Here is a 10,731-nt window from a genome sequence, read left to right on the forward strand (position 1 = left end):
CGAATGTGCAGCAGAGCCTCGCGCACCGCGGACGCGAGCCCTTCGGCACGCGGCGTAGGGATAAATTCGCGGCCAACCATCGCAAACAGCTCATCTTGGAAATAGGCGCGCAACCGGGCGACCGACGCGCTCATGGCCGGCTGGCTCAGATTAATGCTGCGTGCCGCTGCCGTGAGATTACGCTTGGCCATCAAAGCGTCGAGCACGACCAGGAGATTTAGATCAAGGCCTTTGAACCGCATGTCTCTTTATCCATAGCGTGGATGTATGCCATCTATCAGCATTCTCTATTAGTAATACTAATTGTCATTAGTAGGACAAATTGTCACTAGTAAATCAGGTATGGCACTTTCATTCGCGAATTGCACATTGAACGCGAATCTGAATATGGCGGTGTCAGATTGCGGACGCGCGGTGCTCAGTCAATGCGAGTGATCCAATCTCGCGTCGCGCCTTGCCCGTTCCATGCAGGTGGCATGTCTGGCCCAATCCTTCGTTCGGACGCGTGATCGTGCGCGATCGCGCGATCGTCGGGCGCGGCCGGACCCAGGCGGGCGGTCGGCCCAACGCCGAGCGTGTCGCCCTTGACGATGCCGGCGACCGTGCTCGTAGCGCCACGCTTTATGTGACGCTGGAACCCTGTTGCCACTGGGGCACAACGCCGCCCTGTGCCGATGCGATCATCGCGGCAGGCGTCTCCGCTGTTCATGCCTGCCTGCAAGATCCCGATCCGCGGGTGAACGGCGGCGGTTTCCGCAAGCTCCGGGAGGCCGGGATCAGATTCGAGGTCGGCGAGCCGTCTCAATCGCCAGCAGTCCCGGAGCGTTTCGATGCATGCCTCGCCGCTGACGATGACGGAACTTGGCTGCTCGAAAGAGGCGCCAGCCGGATGCGTGTCGCTGGTTGTCTTCGTTGTTCCTCCGACGCGGAACGACTTCTGGAGGAACTCGGAAGGCGAGGGCTTACAAACGTCTTTGTCGCCGTCGATGACGAAGCGGCCTCGCTGCTCGCCGCCGGCGCCAACGGCGGCGCGAGGATTTCGACGAGCGAAGCCCTGAGACAGTGAGGAGAAAGCCATGAAACAGTTTGATTGCGCAACTCTCGTTCCCGGTGTCGATCAGATCATACGCGCCCACACGGAAGCCAATGTTGTCGCCCGCGCCGTTGACTACCTCAAGACCGTGCTTGGTGAGGACGGCATTCGTCCGACTCTTGTCGAAGAGATACGAACGCGGATTACCGACGTCCCCTCTGCGGATCGATCCGGGCGCTCCTGAACAGACAGGGGCTGCTCTCTTCATGCCCCCGACGGCTATCGAGCGGCCGTTCTTGTTGAGATTCGTCGGATCGTGGCCCGAACGAGCGCAATTCGGCTTGGCAAGGATGCTGACATCGACGGAGGCTCAATTCAATATTCTATTCAGCGATAGAATATTGAATTGTGGTGCATGGTTACTGACGAGCAGACGTCGCACGCGCCATTGGGCCGAAGACGGTGAGACGCTGAGCGGCCTTGCTGCCGACGCAGGCCGGATAGCCCTCAACGATGCGGAGATTGCCCGAAGCGAGATCGCGCTCACTCTGCTCGCAACGTCAACACCCGATCATCCTGCTTCTGCCCTCCGCCCCCTTGCTCGCCCATAGACTTGGACTTATGCGATCCGGCGCGATCGACCTTGCGGGCGCCTGTTCGGGCTTCCTCTATGCGCTCATGCTCGCCGACGGTTTCGTTCGCGCCTAAGGGCGTGCAGTGTTGGTGGTTGCGGCCAACATTCTTAGCCGCCGGATCAACCTCGCCGAGCGGGCGAGCGCGGTGCTGCTCCAAGACGTCGCAAAGAGTATTGCAGCATGCAGAAATCACCGCCGGCCAGATTGGCCGGTTCCTTCCGCACCAAGCCAATGCACGCATGTTCGGCGCCGTTTGCGACAATCTCGGCATCGATCCGGCAAGGACAGTCCGGACGATCGAATTTTCGGCAATTCCTCTGCCGCGACCATTCCGCTTTTGCTCTCTATCGCCAAGAACAAGCGGCAGTTTGCGGAGGGAGAGACGCTGCTGCTGACCGCTGCAGGTGCCGGTTTGACGGGTGGCGCCGTCGCCTACCGGATGTAGCGGGCAAGACGGTTCTGACATCCTTTGGCGATTGACGGTTGACGAAACGCCTTTTCGGGCACTAACCTACGTTCATTCACCAGGGGGGTCACGACAAGGGGCTGAGATACTGCTGAGCGATTTCGCGGCGCAGTGACCCGTTGAACCTGATCCAGTTCATACTGGCGTAGGGACGGTGCAAGCGCTGCTATGACTGGGATTCCGCGTGCGGATTCCTGTCAGCGTCTTTTCATCATTCCGGCTCTGATGACTGGGTCTCCAACCTTTGGAGCCTCATCCATGAATATTGCCGCAAAACATCTTACCCCGACTGTCACGACCGGCCCACTGCCGGCCTCCCGCAAGATTCATATCCCGGGCGAACTGCATCCGCAGATCCGCGTGCCGATGCGCGAGATTTCCGTTCATCCGACCTCCGGCGAACCGCCGGTGACCGTTTACGATTCCTCAGGTCCCTACACCGATCCCGCACATGTCGTGGCGATCGAGTCCGGCCTGCCGCGCCTGCGCGAAAGCTGGGTTCTCGCTCGCGGCGACGTCGAGGCCTATGAGGGTCGCATCGTCAGGCCGGAGGATAACGGCTTCATCTCCGGAAATCACCTGACGCCCGAATTCCCGATCCGCAACCAGCCCTTCAAGGCCAGAAACGGCAGGGCCGTTACCCAGCTTGCCTATGCGCGTGCTGGCATCGTCACAACGGAAATGGAGTTCGTCGCCATTCGCGAAAACCTCGGCCGTCAGGCGGCCAAGGAGGCTCTTATCCGCGACGGCGAAAGTTTTGGCGCCCATGTCCCGGATTTCGTCACACCGGAATTCGTGCGCCGGGAAGTCGCCGAAGGCCGGGCGATCATTCCCGCCAATATCAACCATCCGGAATCCGAGCCGATGATCATCGGCCGGAACTTCCTGGTGAAGATCAACGCCAATATCGGCAATTCGGCCGTCACGTCCTCCATGGCCGAGGAGGTCGAGAAGATGGTCTGGGCGGTCCGCTGGGGTGCCGACACGGTCATGGATCTTTCCACCGGCCGCAACATCTACAATATCCGCGAATGGATCATCCGCAATTCGCCGGTGCCGATCGGTACCGTGCCGCTCTATCAGGCGCTGGAAGAGGTGGGCGGCATTGCCGAGGACCTGACTTGGAAGGTCTATCGCGATACGCTGATCGAACAGGCCGAGCAGGGCGTCGACTATTTCACCATCCATGCGGGCGTGCGGCTTTCCTATATCCCGCTGACCGTCAATCGGGTTGCCGGCATCGTTTCCCGCGGCGGCTCGATCATGGCCAAGTGGTGTCTGCATCACCACAAAGAGAGTTTTCTCTACGAGCATTTCGAGGAGATCTGCGACATCGCCCGCGCCTATGACGTCACCTTCTCGCTGGGCGACGGCCTGCGCCCCGGTTCGATCGCCGATGCCAACGACGCGGCACAATTTGCCGAACTGGAAACGCTCGGTGAGCTCACCCAGATCGCCTGGGCGAAGGATTGCCAGGTGATGATTGAAGGGCCCGGCCATGTGCCGATGCACAAGATCAAGGCGAACATGGACAAGCAGCTCGCGGTCTGCGGCGAGGCGCCCTTCTACACGCTGGGGCCGCTGACGACCGATATCGCGCCCGGCTACGACCATATCACCTCCGGCATCGGTGCGGCGATGATCGGCTGGTTCGGCACGGCCATGCTCTGCTACGTGACGCCGAAGGAGCATCTGGGCCTGCCCGACCGCAACGACGTCAAGACCGGTGTCATCACCTATAAGATCGCCGCCCATGCCGCCGACCTTGCCAAGGGGCACCCGGCCGCCCGCCTGCGCGACGACGCCCTGTCGCGGGCGCGCTTCGAATTTCGTTGGGAAGACCAGTTCAACCTGTCGCTCGATCCCGATACCGCCCGCAGCTTTCATGACGAAACCCTGCCGAAGGAAGCGCACAAGGTGGCGCATTTCTGTTCGATGTGCGGCCCGAAATTCTGCTCCATGCGCATATCGCACGACATCCGCGCCGAAGCGCAGAAGGAGGGGCTGGACGCGATGGCGGCGAAATACCGTGAGGGCGGCGATCTCTATATGCCCGTGGGGGAGTGACATTGCGCATCCTTGTCAAGGGGGCTGGCGTTGCCGGCCTCGCGGTGGCGCATGAGCTCGCGTCAGACGGTTTTGTTGTGGAGGTTGCGGACATCGCGCCAACGATCGGGGCGGGAGCGTCATGGCTGGCCGGCGGCATGCTTGCGCCCTGGTGCGAGCGGGAAAGCGCCGACCAGCGGGTGCTGGCGGAAGGCAAGACTGCCGCCGACTGGTGGGAGGCCGCGGTGCCGGGGGAAGTCACGCGCAACGGCACGCTGGTCGTCGCGCCGCAACGGGATCAGGGCGAGCTTGTACGGTTCGCCTCCCGCACATCGGAGTATGAATGGCTGGATGAAGGCGGCATAGCCGAGCTGGAGCCGGCGCTCGCGGGACGCTTCCGCAAGGGCCTCTTCTTTCGCGAGGAGGCGCATCTCGATCCACGGCGCGCTCTGCGGGCTCTTCACAGGTCGTTGCAGGGCGGGGGCGTTCAGTTTCATCTGGGCGTCGCCGGTGATCTCCCGGAAGGCCGGTATGACCACGTGATCGACTGCACCGGCTCCGCCGCCATCGGCACGCTGGAGCGGCTGCGGGGCGTGCGTGGCGAGATGCTTTATCTGGAAACGGAGGAGATTTCGCTGTCGCGGCCAATCCGGCTGCTGCATCCGCGTTACCCGCTCTACATCGTCCCGCGCCAGCAAGGCCGCTTCATGGTCGGCGCGACCATGATCGAGAGCGATGCGGACGGACCACCCACGGCGCGCTCGATCATGGAACTGCTCAATGCCGCTTATGCGCTGCATCCCGCTTTCGGCGAAGCGCGCGTGATCGAAACCGGAGCGGGTGTGCGGCCGGCCTTTCCGGACAATTTTCCGCGTGTCGTTCACATGGGGCCGGTGCTTCTTGTGAACGGTCTTTACCGCCATGGCTTCCTGTTGGCGCCGGCCATGGCCCGAGAAGTGACACGACTGTTGGCCGCGCCGCAAAGGAAACAAGCAGCGATAGGAACAATGACATGAAACTGATCGTCAATGGCGAGGATCACCACCTCGATGCCCTGACACTCTCTGATGTGATGACCACTCTTGAATATGAGGGTGGATGGCTGGCAACTGCTGTAAACGGCGAACTCGTTCATCGCGAGGAGCGAACCGAATGCCGTCTTGCAGAGGGTGACCGGATCGAAATTCTCACGGCACTGCAGGGAGGTTGACATGGTTGCGTTTTACGGAAGCGAGGTCGGCTCGCGGCTACTGCTCGGCACGGCGCGCTATCCCAGCCCAGCCGTTCTCGAAGAGGCGGTTCGTCGCTCCGGAACGGAGATCATCACCGTCTCCCTGCGACGCGAGACGGCCGGGGGCAGGGTCGATTCCACCTTCTTCGACATGATCCGCGCGCTCGGCGTGCGCGTGCTGCCGAACACCGCGGGATGCCACTCGGTGTCGGAGGCCGTGCTGACGGCCAACATGGCGCGGGAACTTCTGAGCACCGACTGGATCAAGCTGGAGGTGATCGGACATCACGACACACTGCAGCCGGATGTCTTTGCGCTGGTGGAAGCCGCGAGGGTCCTTTGCGCCGATGGCTTCAAAGTGTTTCCCTACACGACTGACGATCTGGTTGTTGCCGAACGCTTAGTGGAAGCAGGTTGCGAAGTGCTGATGCCATGGTGCGCGCCGATCGGCTCGGCCATGGGTCCGGTCAATCTGATGGCGCTGAAATCAATGCGTGCGCATTTCCCCGACATTCCTTTGATTGTCGATGCCGGCATCGGCCGCCCGTCGCATGCGGCAACAGTAATGGAGATCGGCTACGATGCCGTGCTTCTCAACACGGCAGTCGCCGGAGCAGGGGACCCGGCGCTGATGGCCGAGGCGTTCGCACAGGCCATAGAAGCGGGCCGCAATGCCTTTCTCGCGGGACCATTGGAGCCGCGAGATATGGCGGTTCCCTCGACACCGGTCATCGGCAAGGCAGTGTTCGCATGAAGCTCGATCCCTTTTATTTGATCGTCGACAGTGCCGACTGGATCGAGAGACTGGTTCGGCTGGGCGTGAGGCTCGTGCAACTGCGGATCAAGGATCGGCCGGAAGACATCTTGCAGGCAGAGATTCGACGGGCAAAAACGATATGCGCCGCCTATGGTTGCCAGCTCGTCATCAACGATTACTGGCAGCTCGCGATCGAGGAAGGCTGCGACTTCGTCCATCTGGGACAGGAGGATCTTGCAGCGGCGGATCTTGCGGCACTCCGCGCAGCCGGCCTGAAACTTGGCCTATCCACCCACGACGAGAACGAGCTTGAAACCGCGCTCGCAGCCAGCCCGGATTATGTCGCGCTGGGCTCGGTCTATCCAACCATCCTCAAGCATATGAAATGGTCGCCCCAGGGGCTTGAGCGGATCACGGAATGGAAGAAGCGTATCGCACCAATTCCACTCGTGGCAATCGGGGGGCTGAACATTGAAAGGCTGCAGGGTGTGTTCAATGCGGGCGCCAGCAGTGCGGCCGTGGTCACAGACATCACGTTGAACGCCAACCCCGAAGCGAGAACACGTGCATGGATAGAGTTCACCGAACCATGGCGATGACGGCGCGTCCGAATGTGCTCGTTATCGGCGGCTCGGATTCTTCGGGCGGCGCCGGCATTGCCCGGGACATCGCGACGCTATCCCATTTCGGCGCTCGGGCATCGCTTGCAGTTACGGCGGTTACGGTGCAGACTCATGCTGAGGTTATCGCGGTCGAACCCATGCCCGCTTCTTTCGTCGCCGCCCAGATGCTCGCGGCGCTTTCTGCCGATCCGATGCGGCCATCAAGATCGGAATGCTGGCGACGGCGGAAACGGTGCAGGCAATCTCCGATGTGATTGCCGGCAACCTTGCCATTCCGGTCATTCTCGATGCGGTGCTTGCGAGTTCATCCGGAACCCGGCTCCTCTCGGACAACGGGCTCGAAAACCTCCGGCAAAGGCTGCTGCCGATGGTATGCCCACCGATTGCGGAACCGCCTGTTGCGATGTCGAGATCGGTCGTCAGGCCCTGCAACTGCTGGACATGGGCTGCCCGGCCGTTCTGGTGAAAGGCGGCCATAGGAACGGCGCACTGGCCATCGACACACTCTATGCAACCGGAATTCCGCCACGCCATTTTGCCTTGCCGAGACGGCAGGCAACGTTGCGGGGAACAGGTTGCATGCTGCCGAGCGCCATCGCCGCGCATCTGGCGCTCGGGCACGACATGCAGGCTGCGGTCTCACTGGCGAAGACCTTCATGGACGAGAACTTTGATGCCGAGGGCGGTCAATCATCGCGTTTCGGCCCCGAGTCCGCGCAGAGGTATCCGCCATAGGATAGCAAGACACTCGGATTGTCCTTGCGGAGATAGCGATCGCCTCACGACGTGGAGTTTGAAAAATCCAATCCGACATCGAACGTTGCGGCGTTACGGCTGCACCAGCCGACCGAAATGAGATCCACTCCGGTTGCCGCAATGATCGGCGCGGCTGCCTTTGTCATCCGCGAAGTGTTTCGGCTGGGCACTACTACAAGCGGGTATCGCTCCCGAAAAGACCGTGCGAAGCCTTGAAGCCGTCGGAAATTCCTCTGCCGTGACAAGTCCTCTTTCGCTGTCGCTCGCAAACGAGGGCCGCAGTTTGTCGATGGCGAGATAGCGTTGTGGACGGCAGTTGGTGTGGGGATGAGAGGCGGCTCTATCGTTGTCGTCGTCTAAAACGAACGCCAGAAATCCCTTAGGAGAGGACCGATTTCGGCGCGAATAGGCTTGTTTATGTCGCAAATATCGACAAGAAGGCGTTCGCATTGAGAACGTCATGGGAATCAGGGGGGTGGATATGGCTTTTCGCTTGAAGACTGAGCTTGCCAGGAGGTTTGAAGACGAGCTGCAATTCTTCAAGGGCTGGCAAAGAGACAAGAAGGGCGTCGGCGCGGTCATCCCGACATCGATCTATACCGCCCGTCGCATGGCAAGCGTCGTCAATCCCCACTCCGGCCTTCCTGTTCTTGAACTCGGCCCCGGAACCGGCGTCATCACAAAGGCGATCCTGGAGCGAGGGCTAAAACCTTCGCAACTGGTCTCGGTCGAATATTCGAGCGCGTTTCATGAGGGATTGGTGCGACGGTTTCCAGGCGTCGATATCCGCCTCGGCGATGCGTTCCGGCTGGACGAGGTCCTGGCTGAACGCAGCAAGGAGCAATTCGACTGCGTTATCAGCGCCATCCCGATGCTGAGCTTCCCGATGGAACGGCGCGTCGCCCTGCTCGAAGACCTGCTTGCCCGCGTGCCCGCCGGCCGGCCGGTCATCCAGATCACCTATGGCCCGTTGTCACCGGTCATCAAGATGCCCGGACGCTATGTCGTGTCGCATTACGACTTCGTCGTCAGAAACATACCGCCGGCGCAGCTTTGGACATATCGCAGGGCACCCTAAGGCAGGGAAGCAAAACGCTCGGGCAATGCCTCCTGGGCGCCGCTCTTCCGCCGTCACATGCCTCCCCGAGACTACAAATAGCGAAAGAGCCGCACCATGATCCGCCATATCGTGTTTTTCACAGCAGTCGCACCAAAGATTGACGACGTCCGCAAAGGCCTCGGCCTCCTCGCCGAAATCCCCTATGCGCGTCACTTTGAGATCGGCTTCAATCTGAAGCATGACCTGTTCGGCAACGAGGTCGACCTCGTCGTCTATGCGGAATTCGAGGATACAGCCGCATTGGCCGCCTACAAGGCGCATCCGCTTTATCAGGCGTCAATCGACGCCGTGAAGCCGATCCGGGACTTGAGGATCGGCCGACTTCGTGGCGAGCGGGGAGACAGAGGCCCAGCCACTGCAGACAGGAGTGTCGCGAGACAATTGACGTCGGTGTCTCAACCGATCTTGATTGCCGTTGCTCTACGGTAGCGCTGCTGTGGGGGTAGGGTCCTCGGACGGAAGCTGGCGCCAAATGGCTTGCCGCCATTTTCACTTGAAGCAATGGGCGGTTTAGCCGCGTCGATCAGGGCGCAGACTGAGTTCAGTCGACGGTTCAAGAGGACGCGGTTAGATGACGCTGACGTTTTCGGCCTTGGACTTGCCGGTCTTGCGATCCTGACCAACATCGTAGCTGACCTTGTCACCGTCTCGAATTGACGCGCCGCCGCGCAACGCCGACACGTGAACGAAGACGTCCGTCCCGCCATTGTCGGGCGTGATGAACCCGAATCCCTTGTCGTTGTTGAAAAACTTCACAGTTCCTGATGGCACGGCTTCTCCTCTTGTTGTCGAAATCGGTTCGATCCGGCGCGACCCTATCGTTGAACATCGCCGCCATCAATGGTCCAAAGTCTTCTGGACGGAATCCCAATTCTTATTGCCAATCCCCGCGCCTGTTCTGCACGAAAAGATGTTCGTAGACGCATAGCCTCAGGGCTCAAGACTTCTTGAAGCGCGGCCTTCATGCGACCGGAAACAGGATGTGTAAGCCAGTACCCGTCAGCAGGAAGATCCTGCTCCGAGTCGATAGCAAGCTGATCCGATGCCGGATCTCTGTCGATCAAGCACCTGGCGAAGTCGGCTATGGCGCGCTTGCCTCCACTCCACCTTCGTCTGCGCCGTATCTCGACAAGCTGGCCGGCGTGCCTGAATGCGGTCCAGGTCAAGTGTTCGACCGTATCCAAGGCCAGGCTAGGAACAGCGGGCGAGCATTTCGCGGAGTGTGGCGTTCTCGGTTTCAAGATGTGTGCACAGAAGCGCCTTCAGGCGGCGATTTTCCTGTTCGAGCACGATCAGCTCATCTTGAGCCAGTGGCAGCGGCCGCTCGACGCTCGTTCCATCCGGTTGGGATTGCTTGGCGTCAAACTGTGTCCGTGATGGAGCTTTGCGCAGCTTACGACGACTGTCACCGCCCAAATGGCCGGGCGCAGTCGCGATCCGCTCTTCTTGAGGAGCCAAAGGCTCATCGGCCGGTGGCTCAGCCGTCTCAAGAGATGCCAACCCATGCGTGGATGATGCCTCAGTCGGATCAATCTCAACCACCTCCGCTGGCGCGTCGGTGACCGCCACCTCGGAGACGGGTGCGATTTCGCCCTCGGGGCTTGCGCTGGACGGAAGGTCGCCCGCGACCGTGAGTGGATGAGCCTGCGCAAACAGGTGTGGCGATAAATCCTCGACCTCGCGCTTGATAGCCTTCAGATCCGTGTCGCCCCAGATCGATGCGGCTTGCGATGGAGCCCTGCGCCGGTTCGACTTGAATTCGACAACGAAATTGCGCGTTGGTTTCATCACAACAAATATCCAGGAAACAAGGGGCGACCACGCCCATGCGGTTGGTGTCGATGATATAGGCAAGAGCCCGAGCCCGTTCAACCGACCTCAAGCAGCCTCTCCGGTTCAGTTGAGGCCGAGGCGCTTGCGCAACTCGGTATTCTCGGCGCGCAGCTTGTCGGCGAGCAGGCTGCGCAGCCTGATATTCTCCGCTTCGAGCTCGACCAGGTCAGACAGTGTTTCGAGGTCGTCGGCGTTTGCCTTCGTCTCGGGCTTCGGTTGGTCGGCGGTGGT

At 60.7% G+C, this 10,731-nt stretch carries 12 protein-coding genes, 5 pseudogenes and 1 riboswitch; of the genes and pseudogenes, 13 read left to right on the plus strand and 4 right to left on the minus strand.

Annotated features, from left to right (window positions below; translation table 11 throughout):
• Positions 1 to 242: pseudogene (gene nodD2 / locus OLZ32_RS38760) on the minus strand (transcriptional regulator NodD2); the annotation flags it as partial.
• A gap of 197 nt (positions 243 to 439) precedes the next feature.
• On the opposite strand from nodD2, the pseudogene OLZ32_RS38765 reads away from it, so the two are divergent.
• The 13 genes and pseudogenes from OLZ32_RS38765 to OLZ32_RS38825 form a co-directional block, all read left to right on the plus strand.
• A pseudogene (locus tag OLZ32_RS38765) lies at positions 440 to 793 on the plus strand (bifunctional diaminohydroxyphosphoribosylaminopyrimidine deaminase/5-amino-6-(5-phosphoribosylamino)uracil reductase RibD); the annotation flags it as partial.
• Between the two features lie 283 nt (positions 794 to 1,076).
• Positions 1,077 to 1,277: a DUF1059 domain-containing protein gene (locus OLZ32_RS38770; protein WP_264399503.1), complete on the plus strand. Its 201-nt coding sequence runs from the start codon at positions 1,077 to 1,079 to the stop codon at positions 1,275 to 1,277.
• A gap of 193 nt (positions 1,278 to 1,470) precedes the next feature.
• A pseudogene (locus OLZ32_RS38775) lies at positions 1,471 to 2,113 on the plus strand (3-oxoacyl-[acyl-carrier-protein] synthase III C-terminal domain-containing protein); the annotation flags it as partial.
• Positions 2,114 to 2,184: 71 nt separating this feature from the next.
• A riboswitch (TPP riboswitch) is annotated at positions 2,185 to 2,304 on the plus strand.
• A gap of 88 nt (positions 2,305 to 2,392) precedes the next feature.
• Positions 2,393 to 4,201 (plus strand): phosphomethylpyrimidine synthase ThiC, encoded by a 1,809-nt coding sequence (gene thiC / locus OLZ32_RS38780; protein WP_264399504.1) that lies wholly within the window; start codon positions 2,393 to 2,395, stop codon positions 4,199 to 4,201.
• 2 nt (positions 4,202 to 4,203) lie between these two features.
• Positions 4,204 to 5,196 carry a glycine oxidase ThiO gene (thiO, locus tag OLZ32_RS38785; protein ID WP_264399505.1) on the plus strand — a complete coding sequence of 331 codons (993 nt, stop codon included), beginning with the start codon at positions 4,204 to 4,206 and terminating at the stop codon, positions 5,194 to 5,196.
• Positions 5,193 to 5,390 (plus strand): sulfur carrier protein ThiS, encoded by a 198-nt coding sequence (gene thiS, locus OLZ32_RS38790; protein ID WP_264399506.1) that lies wholly within the window; start codon positions 5,193 to 5,195, stop codon positions 5,388 to 5,390. The genes thiO and thiS overlap by 4 nt, the downstream gene beginning before the upstream one ends.
• 1 nt (position 5,391) lies before the next feature.
• A complete protein-coding gene (locus OLZ32_RS38795; RefSeq protein ID WP_264399507.1) occupies positions 5,392 to 6,165 on the plus strand; it encodes a thiazole synthase in 774 nt (257 codons plus the stop codon).
• A complete protein-coding gene (locus OLZ32_RS38800) occupies positions 6,162 to 6,767 on the plus strand; it encodes a thiamine phosphate synthase (RefSeq protein WP_264399508.1) in 606 nt (201 codons plus the stop codon). Before OLZ32_RS38795 ends, OLZ32_RS38800 begins: the two co-directional genes overlap by 4 nt.
• Positions 6,764 to 7,045 (plus strand): bifunctional hydroxymethylpyrimidine kinase/phosphomethylpyrimidine kinase, encoded by a 282-nt coding sequence (locus OLZ32_RS38805; protein WP_264399563.1) that lies wholly within the window; start codon positions 6,764 to 6,766, stop codon positions 7,043 to 7,045. Before OLZ32_RS38800 ends, OLZ32_RS38805 begins: the two co-directional genes overlap by 4 nt.
• Positions 7,003 to 7,257 carry a hydroxymethylpyrimidine/phosphomethylpyrimidine kinase gene (locus OLZ32_RS38810; RefSeq protein WP_264399509.1) on the plus strand — a complete coding sequence of 85 codons (255 nt, stop codon included), beginning with the start codon at positions 7,003 to 7,005 and terminating at the stop codon, positions 7,255 to 7,257. Before OLZ32_RS38805 ends, OLZ32_RS38810 begins: the two co-directional genes overlap by 43 nt.
• A complete protein-coding gene (locus tag OLZ32_RS38815; RefSeq protein ID WP_264399510.1) occupies positions 7,164 to 7,526 on the plus strand; it encodes a bifunctional hydroxymethylpyrimidine kinase/phosphomethylpyrimidine kinase in 363 nt (120 codons plus the stop codon). Before OLZ32_RS38810 ends, OLZ32_RS38815 begins: the two co-directional genes overlap by 94 nt.
• Positions 7,527 to 8,028: 502 nt before the next feature.
• On the plus strand, positions 8,029 to 8,625 hold the full coding sequence (gene pmtA / locus OLZ32_RS38820) for a phospholipid N-methyltransferase PmtA (protein WP_264399511.1): 597 nt from the start codon (positions 8,029 to 8,031) through the stop codon (positions 8,623 to 8,625).
• Positions 8,626 to 8,721: 96 nt separating this feature from the next.
• A pseudogene (locus OLZ32_RS38825) lies at positions 8,722 to 8,982 on the plus strand (Dabb family protein); the annotation flags it as partial.
• A 252-nt stretch (positions 8,983 to 9,234) separates the two neighbouring features.
• On the opposite strand, the gene OLZ32_RS38830 reads toward OLZ32_RS38825, so the two are convergent.
• The 3 genes and pseudogenes from OLZ32_RS38830 to OLZ32_RS38840 form a co-directional block, all read right to left on the minus strand.
• Positions 9,235 to 9,438, minus strand: coding sequence for a cold-shock protein (locus OLZ32_RS38830; protein WP_264399512.1), 204 nt, complete (start codon positions 9,436 to 9,438; stop codon positions 9,235 to 9,237).
• A gap of 420 nt (positions 9,439 to 9,858) precedes the next feature.
• On the minus strand, positions 9,859 to 10,455 hold the full coding sequence (locus tag OLZ32_RS38835) for a hypothetical protein (protein WP_264399513.1): 597 nt from the start codon (positions 10,453 to 10,455) through the stop codon (positions 9,859 to 9,861).
• Positions 10,456 to 10,563: 108 nt separating this feature from the next.
• Positions 10,564 to 10,731, minus strand: a pseudogene (locus OLZ32_RS38840) (SyrB-like regulator); the annotation flags it as partial.

Origin of the sequence: Rhizobium acaciae (assembly GCF_025941625.1) — a bacterium.
GTDB lineage: Bacteria > Pseudomonadota > Alphaproteobacteria > Rhizobiales > Rhizobiaceae > Rhizobium > Rhizobium acaciae.